Source organism: Priestia sp. TRN 1309 (assembly GCF_050846875.1).
In the GTDB taxonomy this organism is placed as follows: Bacteria; Bacillota; Bacilli; order Bacillales; family Bacillaceae_H; genus Priestia; species Priestia zanthoxyli.
In genome coordinates this window covers 130,385-150,239 of record NZ_JBOZGM010000005.1, presented here as the reverse complement: position 1 = coordinate 150,239, position 19,855 = coordinate 130,385, and the positions used below count along the sequence as shown (strand labels likewise).

21 protein-coding genes are annotated in these 19,855 nt (G+C 38.7%); 1 reads left to right on the top strand and 20 read right to left on the bottom strand.

All coding sequences use genetic code 11. The annotated features are described in order from the left end of the window. Nucleotides 1-14: 14 nt before the first annotated feature. The 19 genes from wecB to ACRPLQ_RS20160 all read right to left on the bottom strand — a co-directional run bounded on the left by wecB (nt 15) and on the right by ACRPLQ_RS20160 (nt 17,353). Entirely contained in the window at nt 15-1,166 is a 1,152-nt protein-coding gene (gene wecB, locus ACRPLQ_RS20250) for a non-hydrolyzing UDP-N-acetylglucosamine 2-epimerase (protein WP_063248427.1), read from the bottom strand. A gap of 22 nt (nt 1,167-1,188) precedes the next feature. After that, nucleotides 1,189-1,818: a uracil phosphoribosyltransferase gene (gene upp / locus ACRPLQ_RS20245; RefSeq protein ID WP_013059810.1), complete on the bottom strand. Its 630-nt coding sequence runs from the start codon at nt 1,816-1,818 to the stop codon at nt 1,189-1,191. Nucleotides 1,819-2,031: 213 nt separating this feature from the next. Next, complete coding sequence (glyA, locus tag ACRPLQ_RS20240) at nt 2,032-3,276, bottom strand: serine hydroxymethyltransferase (RefSeq protein WP_013059811.1); 1,245 nt, start codon at nt 3,274-3,276, stop codon at nt 2,032-2,034. 117 nt (nt 3,277-3,393) lie between these two features. Then, nucleotides 3,394-3,945, bottom strand: a complete 552-nt coding sequence (locus ACRPLQ_RS20235; protein WP_432236256.1) for a TIGR01440 family protein — start codon at nt 3,943-3,945, stop codon at nt 3,394-3,396. A 35-nt stretch (nt 3,946-3,980) separates the two neighbouring features. Beyond that, on the bottom strand, nt 3,981-4,442 hold the full coding sequence (rpiB, locus tag ACRPLQ_RS20230) for a ribose 5-phosphate isomerase B (RefSeq protein ID WP_028411981.1): 462 nt from the start codon (nt 4,440-4,442) through the stop codon (nt 3,981-3,983). 79 nt (nt 4,443-4,521) lie between these two features. Beyond that, a complete protein-coding gene (locus tag ACRPLQ_RS20225; RefSeq protein ID WP_028411980.1) occupies nt 4,522-4,950 on the bottom strand; it encodes a low molecular weight protein arginine phosphatase in 429 nt (142 codons plus the stop codon). Between the two features lie 231 nt (nt 4,951-5,181). Next, complete coding sequence (locus ACRPLQ_RS20220) at nt 5,182-5,742, bottom strand: manganese efflux pump MntP (RefSeq protein ID WP_028411979.1); 561 nt, start codon at nt 5,740-5,742, stop codon at nt 5,182-5,184. Nucleotides 5,743-5,809: 67 nt separating this feature from the next. Continuing rightward, nucleotides 5,810-6,850, bottom strand: coding sequence for an L-threonylcarbamoyladenylate synthase (locus ACRPLQ_RS20215; RefSeq protein WP_325077558.1), 1,041 nt, complete (start codon nt 6,848-6,850; stop codon nt 5,810-5,812). A gap of 192 nt (nt 6,851-7,042) precedes the next feature. Continuing rightward, a complete protein-coding gene (locus ACRPLQ_RS20210) occupies nt 7,043-7,489 on the bottom strand; it encodes a GNAT family N-acetyltransferase (protein ID WP_033580397.1) in 447 nt (148 codons plus the stop codon). A gap of 85 nt (nt 7,490-7,574) precedes the next feature. After that, the gene (gene spoIIR / locus ACRPLQ_RS20205; RefSeq protein ID WP_099000242.1) at nt 7,575-8,468 is read right to left on the bottom strand and encodes a stage II sporulation protein R; all 894 of its coding nucleotides are present in this window, start codon (nt 8,466-8,468) and stop codon (nt 7,575-7,577) included. Nucleotides 8,469-8,589: 121 nt separating this feature from the next. After that, nucleotides 8,590-9,441: a peptide chain release factor N(5)-glutamine methyltransferase gene (gene prmC / locus ACRPLQ_RS20200; RefSeq protein ID WP_047749575.1), complete on the bottom strand. Its 852-nt coding sequence runs from the start codon at nt 9,439-9,441 to the stop codon at nt 8,590-8,592. Then, complete coding sequence (gene prfA, locus ACRPLQ_RS20195; RefSeq protein WP_013059820.1) at nt 9,441-10,508, bottom strand: peptide chain release factor 1; 1,068 nt, start codon at nt 10,506-10,508, stop codon at nt 9,441-9,443. The genes prmC and prfA overlap by 1 nt, the downstream gene beginning before the upstream one ends. Nucleotides 10,509-10,646: 138 nt before the next feature. Beyond that, nucleotides 10,647-11,261 (bottom strand): thymidine kinase, encoded by a 615-nt coding sequence (locus ACRPLQ_RS20190; RefSeq protein WP_153252841.1) that lies wholly within the window; start codon nt 11,259-11,261, stop codon nt 10,647-10,649. A 204-nt stretch (nt 11,262-11,465) separates the two neighbouring features. Beyond that, nucleotides 11,466-11,666, bottom strand: a complete 201-nt coding sequence (rpmE, locus tag ACRPLQ_RS20185; protein ID WP_013085477.1) for a 50S ribosomal protein L31 — start codon at nt 11,664-11,666, stop codon at nt 11,466-11,468. Nucleotides 11,667-11,820: 154 nt separating this feature from the next. Next, nucleotides 11,821-13,095 carry a transcription termination factor Rho gene (gene rho / locus ACRPLQ_RS20180; RefSeq protein WP_014457752.1) on the bottom strand — a complete coding sequence of 425 codons (1,275 nt, stop codon included), beginning with the start codon at nt 13,093-13,095 and terminating at the stop codon, nt 11,821-11,823. A gap of 525 nt (nt 13,096-13,620) precedes the next feature. Further along, nucleotides 13,621-14,907: a UDP-N-acetylglucosamine 1-carboxyvinyltransferase gene (locus ACRPLQ_RS20175; protein WP_028411974.1), complete on the bottom strand. Its 1,287-nt coding sequence runs from the start codon at nt 14,905-14,907 to the stop codon at nt 13,621-13,623. A gap of 207 nt (nt 14,908-15,114) precedes the next feature. After that, the gene (gene fsa / locus ACRPLQ_RS20170) at nt 15,115-15,759 is read right to left on the bottom strand and encodes a fructose-6-phosphate aldolase (RefSeq protein ID WP_099000243.1); all 645 of its coding nucleotides are present in this window, start codon (nt 15,757-15,759) and stop codon (nt 15,115-15,117) included. 137 nt (nt 15,760-15,896) lie between these two features. Next, nucleotides 15,897-16,754, bottom strand: a complete 858-nt coding sequence (locus tag ACRPLQ_RS20165; RefSeq protein ID WP_013059826.1) for a class II fructose-bisphosphate aldolase — start codon at nt 16,752-16,754, stop codon at nt 15,897-15,899. 224 nt (nt 16,755-16,978) lie between these two features. Beyond that, nucleotides 16,979-17,353 (bottom strand): response regulator, encoded by a 375-nt coding sequence (locus ACRPLQ_RS20160; RefSeq protein ID WP_087944205.1) that lies wholly within the window; start codon nt 17,351-17,353, stop codon nt 16,979-16,981. Between the two features lie 237 nt (nt 17,354-17,590). On the opposite strand from ACRPLQ_RS20160, the gene ACRPLQ_RS20155 reads away from it, so the two are divergent. Then, nucleotides 17,591-18,121 carry a DUF2529 family protein gene (locus ACRPLQ_RS20155; RefSeq protein WP_033580394.1) on the top strand — a complete coding sequence of 177 codons (531 nt, stop codon included), beginning with the start codon at nt 17,591-17,593 and terminating at the stop codon, nt 18,119-18,121. A 38-nt stretch (nt 18,122-18,159) separates the two neighbouring features. Here the strand turns inward: ACRPLQ_RS20155 and ACRPLQ_RS20150 are convergent, their stop codons facing one another. Continuing rightward, nucleotides 18,160-19,767, bottom strand: a complete 1,608-nt coding sequence (locus ACRPLQ_RS20150; protein ID WP_033580393.1) for a CTP synthase — start codon at nt 19,765-19,767, stop codon at nt 18,160-18,162. Nucleotides 19,768-19,855: the final 88 nt, after the last annotated feature.

Below are 19,855 nucleotides of genomic sequence, written 5' to 3'. Positions count from 1 at the left end.
GGTGTTTAGAAATCTTACGAAAGCGGATTAAAAGCTTCCGGTCTGTTTTCACGGCGGTTGAAATAGTAGCTAATAGCATCACAAATGCGTTTAGAAGCTAAGCCGTCTCCGTAAGGATTCGATGCTTGTGACATTTGCTTATATACGCCTTCATCTATTAACAGCTCTTTTGCTAGCGTATAAATCGTTTCTTCTTCCGTGCCTGCTAGTTTGAGCGTTCCTGCTTCAATTCCTTCCGGGCGCTCTGTTGTATCGCGAAGTACCAATACAGGTACGCCTAATGAAGGAGCTTCTTCTTGAACACCGCCCGAATCTGTCAAAATAATATGAGCGCGCTCAGCGAAGTTATGGAAGTCAATTACATCTAACGGTTCAATTAAATGAATGCGCGGGTCATTTCCTAAGATATCGTTTGCTGTTTCTCTAACTACTGGATTCAAATGAACAGGATACACAACTTGCACATCTTCATGTTCATCTACAATACGCTTAACAGCACGGAACATATTTTTCATTGGTTCGCCTAAATTTTCGCGGCGATGTGCCGTTAACAAAATAAGACGATCATCTCCCAATTTCGTTAACACTTCATGCTCATATGTCTCTTTTACTGTTGTTTTTAACGCATCGATAGCTGTATTTCCAGTCACAAAGATTCGCTCTTCTTTTTTGTTCTCTGCTTGCAAATTAGCTGCAGACTTATCTGTTGGAGCAAAGTGCAAATCAGCGAGAACACCTGTAAGCTGACGGTTCATTTCTTCCGGGTATGGAGAATATTTATTCCATGTGCGCAAACCTGCTTCAACATGCCCGACCTGAATCTGATTATAAAAAGCTGCTAGCCCAGCAATAAACGTCGTAGTTGTATCACCGTGTACAAGTACCATGTCCGGCTTTACTTTTTTCATTACGTCGTCCAAGCCTTGTAATCCTCTGGTCGTTACGTCCATAAGGGTTTGGCGATCCTTCATAATGTTCAGGTCATAGTCAGGCTGAATGTCAAAGATGCTCAATACTTGGTCTAACATTTCACGGTGCTGAGCCGTTACTGTAACAATTGCTTCGAACTCTTCTGGTCGCTTTTTAAGCTCTAATACTAGAGGAGCCATTTTAATTGCTTCTGGTCTTGTCCCGAATATCGTCATTACTTTAATTGGCTGCTTCATGTTCATCACCCAAATCTACAAATTATTTTGTACCGAATAAACGATCCCCTGCATCACCTAAACCTGGAACAATATATCCATGGTCATTTAATTTTTCATCTAATGCTGCAATGTAAATATCTACGTCAGGGTGTGCTTCTTTTACAATTTCCACGCCTTCAGGAGCAGCAATTAAACACATAAATTTAATGTTTTTAGCGCCTCTTTTTTTCAGAGAGTTGATTGCTTCTACAGCTGACCCTCCTGTTGCAAGCATAGGATCTACTACAATAAAGTCACGCTCTTCTACATCATTAGGTAGCTTTACATAATATTCAACAGGCTGTAATGTTTCTGGATCACGATATAAGCCAACGTGTCCAACTTTAGCAGCTGGCATTAGTTTTAAAAATCCATCTACCATGCCGATACCAGCACGAAGAATTGGAACGATACCAAGCTTTTTCCCTGCAATAACTTTTGACTTTGTTTTGCAAACCGGTGTTTCAATTTCAACATCTTCTAGCGGTAAATCACGTGTTGCTTCAAAAGCCATTAAGCTTGCCACTTCATCAACTAATTCACGAAACTCTTTCGTTCCCGTTTTTACATCGCGTATGTAAGTTAATTTGTGTTGAATAAGCGGGTGATCAAATACGTATACTTTGCCCATTGATATCTCTCCTTATATATAAAGATGTACACATTAAAATACCATTCAACGAATTGAATGGTACGTACTAGTAAAAACATATCTCTTGCTAATTAAATTTATACATTGCATTCATTTTACAGAAAAAAGTTTTTGAGTTCAAGCATTATTCAAAAAATGATTGGATTGCTACCACTTTCTCCATAAAAAAACAGGCACAAAGGCCTGTCTCTCTTAAAGTGATTTATACATTTCAAACTTGCTTGTTAAAGCTTCAACACGTGTTTTAGCTTCAGCTAACTTTTCTTCATCTTCAATATTTTTAAGCGTTAATCCGATGATAGAAGCAATTTCATCCATCTCTTCTAAGCCAAATCCGCGAGTTGTAACCGCAGCTGTACCAATACGGATACCGCTTGTTACAAATGGGCTTTGCTCATCATAAGGAATTGTATTTTTGTTTGTTGTAATACCTACATCATCAAGCGCTTTTTCAGCTACTTTACCTGTCAAATTCATTGAGCTTACGTCGATTAACACAAGGTGATTGTCTGTTCCTTCAGATACAAGAGCAAATCCTTCTTTCTTTAATCCTTCTGCTAAACGATTAGCATTGTCGATGATATTTTGAGCATAGTGCTTAAACTCATCTTGTAATGCTTCACCAAATGCTACTGCTTTTGCAGCGATAACGTGCATCAATGGACCACCTTGAATACCAGGGAAGATCGACTTATCAATCTTTTTCGCAAATTCTTCTTTACATAAAATCATACCGCCGCGTGGTCCGCGTAGTGTTTTATGTGTTGTAGTTGTAACGAAATGAGCATGTGGCACAGGATTTTGATGAAGTCCTGCAGCTACTAGACCAGCAATATGAGCCATGTCTACCATTAAATAAGCGCCTACTTCATCAGCGATTTCACGGAAACGCTTGAAGTCGATTGCGCGTGGATATGCGCTTGCACCAGCCACAATTAATTTTGGTTTGTGTGTACGAGCTTTTTCTAATACGTCATCGTAGTTAATGCGATGTGTTTCGCGATCTACACCATATTCGATGAAATTGTACTGAACACCACTAAAGTTAACAGGACTTCCGTGCGTTAAGTGACCGCCGTGCGATAAATTCATACCAAGTACTGTGTCTCCAGCCTCTAAAACAGTGAAGTATACAGCCATGTTTGCTTGTGCACCTGAGTGAGGTTGAACGTTCACGTGCTCTGCTCCGAAAATTTCTTTTGCACGATCACGAGCTAAGTCTTCTACTACATCCACGTGTTCACAACCACCGTAGTAACGTTTAGCTGGATAGCCTTCAGCATATTTATTTGTTAAAACTGAACCTTGTGCTTCCATTACCGCTGTTGTTACAAAGTTTTCTGAAGCAATTAGCTCAATCTTAGTACGTTGTCTTTGTAATTCATCCTTGATCGCATTATAAACTGCTGGATCTTGTTGCATTAGTTGTTTCTCCATCAAAATCCTCTCCTCGTTTCGTATTCGCAATGTTCGTTATTTGTTAATTCAACTACATTGTAACATGATTTATTTAGAATAAAAAAGAAAAAATGTGTATTATTTTAATATATTTAATTACGAAAGTTCGTAAAACGCTCTCATTCCACCGATTAGTTTTGGACGCGTCTTTGCTAAAGTAACATAAGCGTGTCCAACTGCGTTCAACGTACAACGAACGGGTACTGCGACATGCTTTAAATGCATACCAATGAATGTATCTCCAATATCAATCCCAGCATCAGCTTTAATAAACTCTACTAAAACAGGATCTTTAAGCTGGCCATAGGCCTGTGTAGCCATTGCTCCACCTGCTTTATGAATAGGAACAACACTAACGATTTCTAAGCGTTCTTTACGAGCTAATTCTCTTTCTACTACCAGTGCTCGATTAAGATGTTCACAGCATTGAAATGCTAAGTGGACACCCGTTTTTTTTCGAAAATCTGCTAGTGTATCAAAGATCATTTCTGCAACTTCCATTGCGCCTGCGGTTCCTATTTTTTCACCAATTACCTCGCTTGTACTGCATCCAATGACAAGTGTATGTTCTGAAGATAACTGCACTTGTGCTGAAAAATCAGATAAAACTGTTTCCAACTGCTCTTTCCATTTCGTAAGTTCAGACACGTTTTTCTTCCTTTCTTCCATTGAATACGTTCACATTATGCCGTTACTGTTGCATCACTTTGCTGCTCATACTGTTTAATTTTATTCACGCGATTTTCATGTCGCCCGCCTTCAAATTCTGTCGTTAACCAAATTTTCGCAATTTCACGTGCAAGTCCCGGCCCAATGACGCGTTCACCCATTGCTAAAATGTTGCTATCATTATGTTCTCTTGTGGCTTTTGCACTAAACGTATCATGCACTAGAGCGCAGCGAATTCCCTTTACTTTATTAGCTGCTATGCTCATACCGATGCCTGTTCCGCAAATAAGAATGCCTCGACTTACTTCTTGGCTCGCCACTTTTTGAGCAACGGGAAGTGCATAATCCGGATAATCGACAGATGCTGAGCATTCACACCCTAAATCCACATATTCAATATTTAATTCTTCCATTAAAGAGATAATTTCCTGTCGTAAATTTATACCGCCGTGGTCAGATGCAATAGCTACTTTCATCTTTGTTTCCTCCTCATACATACCTTCATCTTCTATTAATTTTTGTTCAGTTTAAGTCTGCAAAAATTTATGGGACCTTTTATAATTTGTCGACTATTTTGTTAATCATACGCTCTAACTCTTCTAAAGTCTGTTCGTACGTCTGTAATGATCCGCCAAACGGATCAGATACTTCACCTTGCTCGCCGGCAAATTCTTTTAGCGTAAATAATTTATCACTTACGTATGGAGCTTGGTTCAAAATTAGCATTTTATGCTGCTCCGTCATCGTAAAAATATAAGTAGCCCACATCAATTGTTCTTCCGTTAATGCTGCCGAAGCATGAGAACAAGCTATGCCTTTCTGTTGAAGGGCAACTTGTGCATGAACAGAAGCTTCACTTCCATTTGAAGCGAATACACCTGCAGACTTCACGTTTATTCCATCTATTTTTTTAGCTTTCAGCAACGCTTCTGCCATAGGGCTGCGGCACGTGTTTCCTGTACATACAAATAAGATGTTTTTCAAGATACATCCTCCCTTGCTTTCACTATGTGCGACTATGTTGATATTCCACCCTATTGTATCTCTATTGCTTGCATAAATCCAGTTAGCTTTTTTGGGTGTTTTTTATCCATGATCTCTTTATTTATCTTGAAAAAAACACCTTCGCTTTCCTTTTTTTATTGCTGTAATTTAAAAGAAGCAAAAAAAGACCATAACCTGCATGGTCATGATCCTTTACCTATTTATATATAGTTAAAAAGGTAATAGCAATTTGATGCCAAAAGCTAATAAAATGCTCCCGCCCAGTGCCTCACTATATGAACCAAGCCAGCCTTGTACTCTTCTGCCGAGCAACAGTCCTAACCAAGTTAATAGCATACTCACTACGCCAAAAACAATAATGGTCAAAAACGTTCTTGCCCCAAAAATACCTAAGCTAAGTCCAACAGAAAAACTATCTAGACTCACGCTGAGCGCAAAAAATAACAGTCCAAAGCCAACTGGTTTGATAAACGGCGTATCGTCATGCTTAAAGGAGGAATAAATCATCTGCGCCCCAAGAATCAGCAATAAAATTCCACCGCCATAGGTAGCAAACATTCCAAGTTTATCAGACAAAAGTCGTCCAATAAACATGCCCAATAGCGGCATCCAAATATGAAATATACCGATAACAACACCAATGTAGAAAATTTGGCGAAAGCGTAAACGAATTAACCCCATTCCCAAACCAACTGAGAAAGCATCCATGCCTAAGGCAAACGCCATAATGACTAACGTGATCATTTCACTAATTAACTGAGATACATTCATCTTTACCCTCCTCGGACGTGCTCCTATTTCAAAATATGCACATTCGAAAAGGTTTAGAAGATGAATTTTATTGCTTAATCACGTGATGTCCTGCAGCTTTCATTAATCGATTCATAACGGCATGACCGACTCCTTCTTCAGAAAAACTTTCACTAACGATAATATCTACATCGCACTCATTAAATGAACGAAGAGACTCATATAAGTGGCTAGCAACCGTCTCTAAATTTGAGCGAGATCCACATGTAATGACGGCATCGGCTTTATACACATTTTCATGTTCAGATGTCGTTAATACCCCTACTCGCTTACCCTGATCTTGATAGTGATCAATAATAGATTGGAAAAAATCTGAACTGCCGTCAACAATGACAAGCGGTGCATCAGGTGCGTAATGCGTATATTTCATACCTGGAGATTTTGGCGCTTCTTTATCACTTAGTAACGCTCGATCTACTTTTACGGGACCAATTACACTTTCTAACTCTTTCTGAGTAATGCCGCCTGGACGTAAAATAATAGGAATCTCTTCAGTACAATCAAGGACAGTCGACTCTACTCCTACCCCTGTCGCTCCTCCGTCTACAACTCCGCTAATACGCCCTTCTAAATCATTCATCACGTGGTGAGCTAAAGTGGGGCTTGGCTTGCCGGAGAGGTTTGCACTAGGAGCCGCGATAGGCAAAGCCACTTTTTTCAATAATGCAAGAGCTACCGGATGTGATGGCATTCTCACTGCAATGCTGTTTAAACCAGCCGTAACCTTATCTGAAACTTGATCTTTTTTAGGTAATATCACAGTAAGAGGACCTGGCCAAAAAGCATCAATCACTTTCTCTGCTTTTGAAGGAATTGACTCTACAAATGTATGCAGCTGCTCTTTATCTCCAATATGAACAATAAGAGGGTTATCACTAGGACGTCCTTTCGCTGCAAAAATTTTATCCACAGCTTTATCCGATGTTGCATCTCCTCCTAATCCATACACCGTCTCTGTAGGAAAAGCAACCACTTCGTGGTTGCGCAGCAAATCTGCTGCTTCTTCTATCTGTGGATAAATATCTTTTTCGTTCATAAAATTATCCACAACCCATAACTTAGTTTCCATCTTCTTCAACTCCTTTTTCTTTCTATATCTAGGTTTTTTTTACTTTAAAAGTACAATATGTATCAAAAACAGTAAAATACATGTATTCATTATATCAGCAAACAAGCTTTATCCACAAAATGTGGATAAAGCTTAGGTTTTTGTGAATAACATTGTGGATACCCCATTAAAATGATTTATCCACATTTCCTTTTAACTAGCTGCATAAAACATCACGTAGACATCCTTAGGATTTGGTAACTGTTTTAAATACGAATGTTCTTTTAACAAATCAGGTAGAGCACTATAAGATGTTTGCTGAAAATTCATCATTTGAAAAAAATGCAGAGAGGATGCCTTATTTGTTAGTAAATATAGTTGCTTCACACCATGCTTTTGAGCCAGCTGAACGATACTTTTAAATAGCAGCAGAATATCAGATTGCATCAAAGAAGGTGACACGACAAGGGAGCGAAGAATTCCGTCCATGCCTTCTTTTTCAAACCCAACTGTTGCTAGCAGCTCGCCTTCTTCACTTTCCATGATGACAAATTGATGAATATGTTCTTCTACACCCGCTGTGCTAATACCCGCTTTTTGTAAAAACTTCTGAATTCGAATATAATCATTTTCACTGGCAATTTTTAATTGTTCTCTCATTTTAATCACCTCAACTTGTTTTCTAGTAACAAATCTATGAGATGGTTAAAAAAAGTAGAACTGAATTTTATTTTTAATGATTCTATTAATTAAATACGGACGATACCCATTCTACTACAAAAAACTTAACTTCTACAGAATCTTCTTTCGATTTAGCATCAGCTTTTTTCTTAGATGAAACAGACTTTTCAGCTTCCTTACTTTCCTTTTTCTCAGCCTTAGCGCTTGTTTCTTCTTTTACTGTGTTGCTTGTATCCTTTGCAGCTGCTTCTTTAGAAGATGCCGTTGGTTGAGAAGGTTCCTCAGCTTTCTGCTTAATAGAATCCGATGTAATAGTTGCAGATTGAATTTCTGTCTTCACTGCGGGTTCTTTACTTTCAGCCGACGTATCATCTGTTTTGTCTGCAGATTTTAATTCAGAAGCTGCTGGTTTTTCTTTTTCTACCTTTGGTTCTTCTTCAGATGGCTCTGGCGCTTTTACCGCTTCACCGTTTGAAAAATCTAAGAAGCATAAAGGAGGAAATAGTACACACCACCAGTTTGCTCCTTCTCCTTTACCAAGAGTAATAAGCACGGCTTCATACTCACCTGCTGGATATAAAAACTGACCGTACAACTTAGTAGGAAACTCTACTTTTCCGAATTTAACGTGAACAGATTCATTTACGCCTTCTTCTTTTAGCACTTCTTTCGCAATTGTCTCAAGCGCTGGCAAATTTTCTTTAATTGTTTTTCGAGCTACAGTTACAGATGTTAAATCTTTTACCCATTCTGTAATTTGTTCGTTCACACGGTCACGAATCAGACGTTTTACGTACTGATCTTTTTCACCGTCGCTGTTTGCTAAAATACGCAGTCGAATTGCCTCGTCTGGAATGACTGCAGGCTGATCTGCCTGCACTTGGTTATGTGTATATATAAGTTGAGCATTTGCTCCAATAATTAATAAAATAAAATAAATGATAGCATATTTCTTCATTTCGGCCACCGCCCTTTCATAGGAACAGTATGGCCGAAAGCAAGATATCTTAAACTAGTAATTTAGTAAAAAAATGCATGATTTTCAAAAACCAAAGGGAAAATCATTCCCTCTGATTTTTTTAGTTATCACGAAGTTGTGCAAAAACCATTCGATCTTTTCCATTAATATCATATACACATTCTACAAAAGCTGTCGGAAACGTTTTTTGCAGCATCTCAGCTACATCTTTTGTCTGTCCGGCCCCCACTTCAAATCCAATAATACTGTTTGACTTCGTTACATATGGCAACTCTTCCATAAAACGTCGATAAAAATCCAGACCATCTTTTCCACCAAAAAGAGCTCGATTTGGCTCATGATCTTTTACCACTGTGGACAATTTATCATCTGCTGGAATATAAGGCGGATTAGACACAATTACATCAAATTTCTGATTTGATGATAGGAATGGTTGTAATAAATCTCCCTGTATAAACGTGACAGCAGCGTCCAGATTTTGAGCATTCTCCTTGGCTACATTTAAAGATTCTATAGCTATATCTGTTGCTGTAACATTGACGCTGTCAAGCTCCAACGCTAAAGTGATAGCAATCGCCCCACTTCCCGTTCCAATATCGACAAGCTCAATAGACTGGTGTTGAAATTCTTTTTTCATTCGAGAAATCATTCCATATACGAGCTCTTCTGTTTCCGGTCTTGGAATTAATACATGTTCGTTTACAATAAATGAACGTCCGTAAAATTCTTCTGTCCCGATGAGATATTGTACAGGCATCCCTGCTTTATGAGCATGGACATCTTGTTCAAACCTTTTTAGCGTTTCTTCTTCTAGTTCTTCCTGCAGAGCACCTAGCAAATGAGTTCTCGTCATCTGTAAGTGATGGCGAAGCAAGAGTTCTCCCGCGTTTTCATCTCGCTTTGCCTCTTTCAAAAAAGAAGAAGCCCACTTAAGGGCTTCAAATACTTTCATTAGTTCGAATCTTCCATTCGGCGCGCTTGGTCTTCCATTACTAATGCATCGATGATTTCATCAAGCTTGCCTTCTAAGATTTGATCTAGCTTTTGAATCGTCAGACCAATACGGTGGTCCGTTACGCGATTTTGCGGGAAATTATACGTACGGATACGCTCAGAGCGATCTCCTGATCCAACTGCTTGTTTGCGCGTTGCATCGTACTCTGCTTGTGCTTCTCGCTGGAATTTGTCGTACACGCGAGCACGCAATACTTTCATTGCTTTTTCTTTATTTTTAATTTGAGACTTTTCATCTTGACATGATACCACTGTATTTGTTGGTAAATGTGTTAAACGAACTGCCGACATCGTCGTATTAACACTTTGGCCACCAGGTCCACTTGAAGCAAATGTATCTACACGGATGTCTTTTTCATGAATGTCCACTTCAACTTCTTCCGCTTCAGGAAGACATGCTACCGTTGCTGTAGATGTATGAATACGACCGCCTGATTCTGTTTCAGGAACTCGCTGAACACGGTGTGCACCGTTTTCAAATTTCATCTTTGAGTACGCACCTTTACCGTTAATCATAAAGATAATTTCTTTATAACCGCCTACTCCAGTAGTCGTTGCTTCCATTACTTCTGTTTTCCAGCCTTGTGATTCAGCAAAACGAGAATACATGCGGTACAAATTAGCTGCAAATAACGCTGCTTCATCTCCACCAGCCGCTCCACGAACCTCCATGATTACGTTTTTATCATCGTTTGGATCTTTTGGAATTAATAAAATACGTAGCTTTTCAACTAGCTCTTCTTGCTGCGTTTCTAACTCGGCAATTTCTTCTTTGACCATGTCGCGCATATCTGCATCAAGCTTATCTTCAAGCATTGTTTTCGCTTCTGATAACTGCTCTTTTACATCTTTGTATTCCTGATAAGCGGCTACCGTTTGTTGTATATCTGATTGTTCCTTCGAATATTCTCTCAACTTAGAGGGGTTGTTTACGATCTCAGGGTCACTCAGAAGTTCGTTTAACTTCTCATAGCGCGCCTCTACCGCTTCTAAACGATCAAACACGTCATTCACCTCATTCTTTATCCATAACATTGTAATTATAGTATAGCTTTAAAATAGAGTCAAAACCTTGTTAATACACGTATATGAACAAAAAAACAGAACTGCGCGTTCTGTTTTTATCATCATAAAATTCTTGCTTTATTTTTCGACCATTTCGCTTGAGTCCACAGACACAGCCTGTCCTTTGGACTTTTGCACAACGTGGCAATGACGACATCTTGGTTCGTACGATTCAGACGCACCGACTAAAATAATAGGGTCGTCATAAGAAGCAGGCTCACCGTTAATCAAACGCTGCGTACGGCTCGCAGGAGAGCCACATGAAGCGCACACGGCCTGTAGCTTTGTTACCGATTCTGCAATAGCCATTAACTGGGGCATTTGTCCAAAAGGTTCACCTTTGAAGTCTTGGTCTAACCCTGCTACAATCACACGAAAGCCTTGATCTGCTAAAGATTGAACAATTTCTAAAATATCTGTGTCAAAAAACTGTACTTCATCTATCGCTACTACGTCTGTCTCTTCATTTACTCGCTTTAAAATATCGCGCGATGCTGAGATTGAATAAGCCATAACAGATGTACCATTATGTGAAACGACAGCTTCTTCACTATATCGATTATCAATTGCAGGCTTGAACACTTGTGCTTTTTGTTTAGCAAACTGCGTACGGCGCACACGTCGAATCAACTCTTCTGATTTCCCTGAAAACATACTGCCACAAATTACTTCTATCCAACCGCTTTGTTTCATTACGTACACCACTGCGGGACTCTCCCTTCTTCTCGTTCCGTTTCTGAGCGAACCGCTACTAACTTAATCTACGTCTTCTATGTAGATCTTATTCCTATGATAAAGTACCCACTTTTTTATCAAGCAGACACTGTTTTTCTACTTTTTTAAGCAAAAAAACAGGCAAGAAGTTAAGCTACTTGCCTGTTTGTTTCGACAATGTGATTACTTAAGACCGTATTTTTTGTTGAAGCGATCAACACGGCCACCAGCTTCAGCGAATTTTTGACGACCAGTGTAGAATGGGTGACATTCAGAACAAGTCTCAACGCGGATCTCTTCTTTTACAGAACCACTTTCAAATTCGTTTCCGCAAGTACATTTAACCATAACTGTTTTATAGTTTGGATGAATTCCTGTTTTCATTCGTTTCATCTCCTTCCGCCCTGAATCATTCTGAAACAGAGTTTATTGATAAAGATAGTGATGAAATAATAACTATTTCACTGTGTACTTTATCAACACACATGATGAAATTATAACAAGGGTTGTATGCTTTTGCAACCACATGTTTTATAACTTATCGTTTATTTGCTAGAAGCGTTTTTTTCTCTTCCGTTAACATCGAAAAGAACTCTTCATTTGTCTTTGTTTGACGTAAACGTTTTAAGAATTTTTCTGCAAAATCAGGAGCATCTGCCATTGATTTGCGAATTGCCCATAAGTGGTCTAAATGCTCTTTTGGAATTAACAGCTCTTCTTTACGTGTGCCTGAACGACGAATGTCAATCGCAGGGAAGATACGTTTTTCAGCTAGTGAACGATCTAGATGCAGTTCCATGTTACCTGTACCTTTAAATTCTTCATAAATAACATCATCCATACGAGAGCCTGTATCAATTAAGGCTGTTGCTAGAATGGTTAAGCTGCCTCCATCTTCAATGTTACGCGCAGCTCCAAAGAAGCGTTTTGGACGATGAAAAGCAGCTGGATCAATACCCCCTGATAGTGTACGACCGCTCGGTGGAATAACTAAGTTATAAGCACGAGCAAGTCTTGTAATGCTATCCATCAAAATGACAACATCTTTTTTGTGTTCGACAAGTCTCATCGCACGTTCAAGGACAAGTTCCGCTACTTTAATGTGATTTTCTGGCACTTCGTCAAATGTAGAACTGACAACATCACCATCAACCGAACGCTCAATGTCCGTTACTTCTTCAGGACGCTCATCAATAAGAAGAACAATCAATTCCGCATCAGGATGATTGGTTGTAATGCTATTGGCAATTTCTTTTAACAGCATCGTTTTACCTGCCTTTGGCGGCGCAACAATTAGTCCCCTTTGCCCAAATCCAATTGGTGAAATCAAGTCAATAATACGCGTAGAGAAACTTCTTGGCTGAGTTTCCAGCAGCATTTGCTCATTTGGATAAATCGGGGTTAGTGCTGGAAAATGTACGCGTTCTTTTGACGTTTCTGGGTCTTCTCCGTTTACTGCTTCTACATGCAGTAACCCGTAGTAGCGCTCATTTTCTTTCGGAGGACGAACTTTCCCCGATACCTTGTCTCCATTACGCAGATCGAAGCGACGAATTTGTGAAGCTGAGATATAAATATCTTCTGAACTCGGTGAATAGTTAATTGGTCGTAAGAAACCGAATCCTTCTGACTGAATAATTTCAAGAACGCCTTCCATAAATAAAAGCCCATCTTGTTCAGCTTGAGCCTTTAAAATAGCAAAGACAAGTTCTTTTTTCGTTAATTTACTATAGTACGAAACTTTATACTCACGAGCATGTTCATATAGCTCTTTTAATTTCATATTTTCTAAACTGGATAATGTTAAGTTCATTAGGACACCACGCTTTATAATGAATAATTTTTAACCGTTCCTCCCATATTAAATTCAAATATAAAATTGAGAGATGATATGGATGGAATAAATCTGTGAAAATGGAGAATATAACCTTTGAAGTATAATAAGTAGAATCAATTGATTAACCATACACTTTTAGAAGAATAATTCCGACATAAAACCATTTATATTATCTTGATAAATTTAACGTAGCAATTTATATTCTAACCTTTTTCTATCTTTTTAATCAATCTTTTTTTACTTTAGAAGATGAATAAAAAAAAGGAAATTTAATAGCTTAAGAGAAGCAAGGAAAACCTTTTCATAATTTCACATTAAAGGAAATAAACTGGACGTTAAAATAAGAAGTGAAATTTATCTTTTAGCTTCCCCTTTTTATCTATTTACCCTATTCATAAATATATAAGCTACACAGACATAGAAGAACGTTCCTACACCTGTGTAGCTTATTTAACGGCTCATTTCTAGAATTTGCTTTCCTGACTGTTGTGCAATTTGCCTCTATGAATTTTGAAATTGTTCAATTTCTTCTTGAGTCATCTCTTCACGCCAAATCATTGCCCCTAAATCCGATAGCTTGTCTACTAAATGGCTGTAACCTCGGTCAATGTGCTCTAAACCCGTTACTTCTGTAATCCCTTTGGCCATTAAGCCTGCGGTTACAAGGGCTGCTCCTGCTCGTAAGTCCGACGCTTTCACACGTGCACCTTGTAAGTGAATGGGACCATTAATAATAGCTGAACGTCCTTCTACCTTAACAGATGCATTCATTCGTCTCAGCTCGTCAATATGCTTAAACCTTGCACCGTAAATTGTATCTGTCACAACGCTTGTACCTGATGCTCTTGTTAGAAGCGTCGTGAATGGCTGCTGTAAATCAGTTGGAAAACCTGGATATACTAACGTTTTAATATCTACGGGCTTCAACAGCTGACGAGTCGCTACGAGAATCTGATCTGAGCTTGTTTCGATATGAATACCCATTTCCCGCATTTTAGCCGTTAATGACTCTAGGTGCTGAGGGATAACGTTGTCAACAACAACTTCTTTTCCCATACTCGCTCCCATAATCATATACGTGCCTGCTTCAATTCGGTCTGGAATGATGGAATGACGGCATCCTTTTAATTGATCTACGCCATCAATTCGAATAACGTCCGTCCCTGCACCTTTAATACGGGCACCCATACTTGTCAGTAACGTAGCTACATCGATAATTTCAGGCTCTTTAGCAGCATTCTCGATAACGGTACGCCCTTTTGCTCTCACAGCAGCTAGCATGATATTGATTGTTGCTCCTACGCTCACAACGTCTAAATAAATTCGAGCACCAATCAGTTCATCAGCTCGAATGTAAATAGCTCCTTGCTCATTTGTTACTTTCGCACCAAGAGCTTCAAAGCCTTTAATGTGCTGATCGATTGGTCTTGGACCAAGGTAACAGCCTCCTGGAAGACCAACTACCGCTTTTTTAAAGCGTCCCAACATCGCCCCCATTAAATAATAAGAAGCGCGTAATTTTTTTACTTTTCCGTTCGGTAAAGGCATTGCAACCATTCCGGATGGATCTACTGTTAATTCGTCGTTATCAATGGTTACTTTCCCACCAATTTCTTCAACTAAATCCCCTAATAACTGCACGTCTGAAATATCAGGCAGACCTTCAATTGTAACAGGTGACTCGGCTAAAATTGTTGCTGGAATAAGCGCAACGGCACTATTTTTAGCACCACTGACGCGGACGGATCCACTTAAGGTAAAGCCACCTTGTATTTTTAACTTTTCCATTTATAGCTCCCTTCTAGTGAAAGAAAGTTTCTCACCTAGTAATTGAGGAAAATTTTGGTACAAAGAATACCTAAAAGAATGGTTATTTTTCCTATTACCTACTAGTGTACACGAAAATGAAAAAATCATGTATAGTTTCGACAAGATAAAAGAAAAATATGGCATTCACCTGTCAGGATGGTAAATGCCACACAAATTTATACATGTTTAGACATTTCGTTTTTCCCAATCTGCTAAAAATTGGTCAATTCCTGCATTTGTTAACGGATGTTTGAACAATTGCATTAAAACTTTGTAAGGAATTGTCGCAATATGTGCTCCATTTTTTGCAGCTTCTGTTACGTGCATCGGATGACGAATAGATGCTGCAATAATTTCGGATGGAATGTCATGAATTGCAAAAATACCTGCAATATCTGAGATTAAATCGAGGCCATTAAAACCAATATCGTCTAACCTTCCCAAGAAAGGCGATACGTAAGTAGCACCTGCTCTTGCTGCCATTAACGCTTGGTTAGCTGAGAAAATAAGCGTAACGTTTGTCTTAATACCTAAACTAGTAAATTCTTTTACTGCTTTTAAGCCATCTGGAGTCATCGGTACCTTGATTGTAATATTCGGCGCAATCGCAGCAAGCTCTTTTCCTTCGCGAATCATGCCTTCTGCATCAAGCGCAATCACTTCTGCACTTACAGATCCTTCAACGAACTCTGTAATTTCACGAAGACGATCTTCAAACGTGATGTTCTCTTTAGCTACTAAACTAGGATTTGTTGTAACCCCCGCTAACAAACCTAATGAATGCGCTTCCTTAATCTCGTCTAAATTAGCCGTATCAATAAAAAACTTCATGAATGCCATCCCCCTGTGTTATGTATTCAGAATGATAAGAAAATTATAGTAAAAATAAAACCGCCTTACAATAAAAATAAGACGGTTTTATTTTTCAGACTCAACTAACTGCAAACAGGCCATCCGAAGATTTCAAATTATGCTTTGTTAGAAGAACCGAATTCACGCATTTTACCTTGAACCGTTTCTTTGATTGCTTCGCGAGCAGGTCCTAAGTATTTACGTGGATCATATTGTTCAGGTTGCGCAGCTAATACTTCACGAACAGCTTTAGCTGAAGCAATTTGGTTTTCAGTGTTTACGTTGATTTTAGCAGTACCTAAAGAAACTGATTTTTGGATATCTTTTGTTGGAATACCAGTTCCACCGTGTAGAACTAATGGTAAGCCTGTACGATCTCCGATTTCTTTCATTTCAGCAAAACCTAGGTTTGGTTCACCTTTGTATGGTCCGTGAACTGATCCTAATGCTGGAGCTAAGCAATCGATACCTGTACGGTTAACAAGTTCTTCACACTCGTTAGCATCTGCATAGATAACACCCTCAGCAATAACGTCGTCTTCTTGTCCACCAACAGTTCCTAGTTCTGCTTCTACAGATACTCCGTGGAAGTGAGCTAGTTCAACTACTTTAGAAGTAATTGCAATGTTTTCTTCAAATGGGTGGTGAGAAGCATCGATCATTACAGAAGTGAATCCAGCATGGATTGCTTTTGCACATGATTCAAAGCTTGAACCGTGGTCTAAGTGAATTGCAACTGGTACTTGAACGTCGTAATCTTCGATTAGAGCTTCAACCATTGCTACAACAGTTTTGAAACCGCCCATGTAGCGTGCTGCACCTTCAGATACACCAAGAATAACTGGAGAGTTTTCTTCTTTTGCTGCTTGAAGAATAGCTTGAGTAAACTCTAAGTTATTTAAGTTAAATTGACCTACTGCATAGCCTTGTTCTTTTGCTGTAATAAGCATTTCTTTCATTGATACTAAAGGCATATTGAAATCCTCCTTAAAATCAACCTTAGATTAGATGCTAACCAAAAGGCACACTCAAATAGTATGCTCTTGAATTGAGTGTTTCATGTAGAAACAACGCGCATCTTTACATAATAGATTGTCGAATTATGAATACAGTAATTAGGATACCAACTAACAATGAAAACAGCAACATTTTTAGGCTGATATTCAAAATTTGTTAGGATGAAAACCCTACCAAAACCTTAATTCGACTTTACTGGTATATATTCCCTAACAACTTTGCGGATTTCATCAATATCAAAAGGTTTTGCAAAGTGAGTTAACGCTCCTAGATCTTTTGCTTCTTGAATCATATCCAATTCACCATAAGCGGTCATAATGATGACTTTAATCGTTTCATCGTGCTGCTTTAACCTTTTTAAAATTTCGATTCCATCCATTCCTGGAATTTTCATATCTAATAAGACAAGATCCGGTGCTTGCTCTTTTGTAATATCAATCGCCTGGAAGCCGTTCGCCGCTTGAAATGTCGTATAGCCTTCTTTTTGCAGCACTTCCGTTAATAAAATACGTATACCATACTGATCATCAACAATTAAAATTTTCTCTGCCAATATAATCCCACCTTTTATATTCCTCTTCTACAGACAAAACTAACATATGTATTTCGCCTTTAAAACAAAAATCCCTGCTAATTAGAGAAATTGTTACAAAACATAGCTTTTTTTGTCATCCATCTAACTTCATTGCACTTTACTTTCATTGTAGCTCATTTCAAGATAGAATACAGATAGCTTTTTTCGTTATAATGTGTAGATAGACGGCTTTAGCCGCTTAAATCGAAGGGAGATTCTATGCTTAAAATTTTCACAACTCAACTTTCAGGTTTTTTTAAACGAATTGAAGAACAAGAAGAATTCCAATTTGAAGATGCCGCGCGTATTTTAGCACAGGCCTCTGTCGGAGAAGGATTTATCTATATTTATGGTGTAGAAGAAATGCATGCCGTTACACTAGAAGCACTAAGCAGTGCAGAACCTTTAAGTCAGGCAAAACCTTTGCCTTTACATGAATTGGATCAGCTGACTAGCGTCGATCGCGTACTGCTTGTCTCTCGATTTTCAACAGATCACAAAGCTGTAGAAATAGCTGAACGTTTAAAGAAACGCGATATTCCATTTGTCAGCATTGCTGCTGTCCCTAAAGAAATAACCGAACCTTCTTTAACAGCACTCGCAGATGCTCATATTGATACAAAATTGTTAAAGCCCCTTATTCCTGGAGAAGACGGCTCAAGATTTGGTTTTCCAGCAATGATGGTCGCTTTATACGCGTACTACGGTTTAATTTTTACATTAAAAGAAATCGTAGAAGAATATGAATAAAAAACACGCTGTCTAAAGACAGCGTGTTTTTATTTCACTTATTTGTTTTGGCCTGACTCCATTGATGCGCGAATAAATTCTTTGAACAATGGTTGCGGTCTTGTTGGACGAGACGTGAATTCTGGGTGGAATTGTGAAGCCAAGAACCATGGGTGATCTTTAAGCTCTACAATTTCAACTAAACGGCCATCCGGGCTTGTACCAGAGAAGATAAAGCCTTTCTCTTCCATTTGCTGGCGATATTCGTTGTTAAATTCATAGCGGTGACGATGACGCTCATACACCACTTCATCTTGATATGCTTCATATGCAAGCGTATCTTCAGACAATTTACAAGGATATAATCCTAAGCGTAATGTACCACCTAAGTCTTCTACGTCTTTTTGTTCCGGTAATAAGTCGATAATTGGATAATTTGTTTCAGGTGCAATTTCTGCTGAATGTGCGCCTTCTAATCCTAATACATTGCGTGCAAACTCAACTGATGCTAGCTGCATACCTAAACAAATACCTAAGAATGGAACTTTTTGCTCACGTGCATATTGTGTTGCCACAATTTTACCTTCGATTCCACGATCCCCAAATCCACCTGGAACTAAGATACCGTCTACATCACCAAGTAAATCTTGAACATTTTCTTTTGTTACAAATTCAGAATTTACCCACTTGATATTTACATCTGCATCGAATGCATATCCAGCATGTTTCATTGCTTCTACAACAGAAATATAAGCATCTTGAAGCTCTACATACTTACCAACTAATGCAATTTTTGTTGTGTTTGAAAGTCCTTTTACTTTCTCAACAAGTGCTTTCCACTCAGTCATTTCTGCCTCTTTGCAATCTAATTTCAAGTGATCGCATGTGATTTGATCTAAGTGCTGCTCTTGTAGAGATAGTGGAATTTCATATAATGTTTCAGCGTCTGCACACTCAATAACTGCTTTTGGATCAATGTCGCAGAATAAAGCTAGCTTATCTTTCATATCTTCAGAAATTGGCATTTCTGTACGAACAACAATCACGTTTGGCTGAATACCTAAGCTACGTAATTCTTTTACACTATGCTGTGTTGGTTTTGTTTTCATTTCACCAGCCGCTTTTAAATATGGCACAAGTGTACAGTGAATATACATAACGTTGTCACGGCCAATATCGCTTTTGATTTGACGAATAGCCTCTAGGAAAGGAAGTGATTCAATATCTCCTACCGTTCCGCCGATTTCAGTAATAACAACATCTGCGTTTGTTTCTTTGCCTGCACGGAAAACGCGTTCTTTAATTTCATTTGTGATGTGCGGAATAACCTGAACTGTTCCGCCTAAATAATCACCGCGACGCTCTTTTTTCAATACTGTTGAATATACTTTACCTGTTGTTACATTGCTGTAGCGATTTAAGTTGATATCGATAAAACGCTCATAGTGACCTAAGTCTAAGTCTGTTTCCGCGCCGTCATCTGTTACGAATACCTCACCGTGTTGGTATGGACTCATTGTTCCTGGGTCTACGTTAATGTATGGATCAAACTTTTGAATCGTTACGTTCAACCCACGGTTTTTTAATAAACGGCCTAAAGAAGCTGCTGTAATCCCTTTTCCTAGAGATGATACAACACCGCCTGTTACGAAAATATACTTTGTCATCTATACTTCCCCCTCTAAATAATTTGAACTGTACAATATTAAAAGTTTTCACATAAACAATCACAATTCATTCATTGTGCATGCGAAA

Bases quoted from the DNA above. Each gene is read 5' to 3' on its own strand.
- rpmE (WP_013085477.1), bottom strand. From the start codon at position 11,666: ATGAAAACAGGAATTCATCCAAACTATAAAACAGTTATGGTTAAATGT.
- rpiB (WP_028411981.1), bottom strand. From the start codon at position 4,442: ATGAAAGTAGCTATTGCATCTGACCACGGCGGTATAAATTTACGACAG.
- ACRPLQ_RS20215 (WP_325077558.1), bottom strand. From the start codon at position 6,850: ATGGAAACTAAGTTATGGGTTGTGGATAATTTTATGAACGAAAAAGAT.
- glyA (WP_013059811.1), bottom strand. From the start codon at position 3,276: ATGGAGAAACAACTAATGCAACAAGATCCAGCAGTTTATAATGCGATC.
- rho (WP_014457752.1), bottom strand. From the start codon at position 13,095: ATGAACTTAACATTATCCAGTTTAGAAAATATGAAATTAAAAGAGCTA.
- ACRPLQ_RS20175 (WP_028411974.1), bottom strand. From the start codon at position 14,907: ATGGAAAAGTTAAAAATACAAGGTGGCTTTACCTTAAGTGGATCCGTC.
- ACRPLQ_RS20165 (WP_013059826.1), bottom strand. From the start codon at position 16,754: ATGCCTTTAGTATCAATGAAAGAAATGCTTATTACAGCAAAAGAACAA.
- fsa (WP_099000243.1), bottom strand. From the start codon at position 15,759: ATGAAGTTTTTTATTGATACGGCTAATTTAGACGAGATTAAGGAAGCG.
- ACRPLQ_RS20150 (WP_033580393.1), bottom strand. From the start codon at position 19,767: ATGACAAAGTATATTTTCGTAACAGGCGGTGTTGTATCATCTCTAGGA.
- wecB (WP_063248427.1), bottom strand. From the start codon at position 1,166: ATGAAGCAGCCAATTAAAGTAATGACGATATTCGGGACAAGACCAGAA.
- ACRPLQ_RS20155 (WP_033580394.1), top strand. From the start codon at position 17,591: ATGCTTAAAATTTTCACAACTCAACTTTCAGGTTTTTTTAAACGAATT.
- ACRPLQ_RS20220 (WP_028411979.1), bottom strand. From the start codon at position 5,742: ATGAATGTATCTCAGTTAATTAGTGAAATGATCACGTTAGTCATTATG.
- prmC (WP_047749575.1), bottom strand. From the start codon at position 9,441: ATGAAAGTATTTGAAGCCCTTAAGTGGGCTTCTTCTTTTTTGAAAGAG.
- upp (WP_013059810.1), bottom strand. From the start codon at position 1,818: ATGGGCAAAGTATACGTATTTGATCACCCGCTTATTCAACACAAATTA.
- ACRPLQ_RS20210 (WP_033580397.1), bottom strand. From the start codon at position 7,489: ATGAGAGAACAATTAAAAATTGCCAGTGAAAATGATTATATTCGAATT.
- spoIIR (WP_099000242.1), bottom strand. From the start codon at position 8,468: ATGAAGAAATATGCTATCATTTATTTTATTTTATTAATTATTGGAGCA.
- ACRPLQ_RS20190 (WP_153252841.1), bottom strand. From the start codon at position 11,261: ATGAAACAAAGCGGTTGGATAGAAGTAATTTGTGGCAGTATGTTTTCA.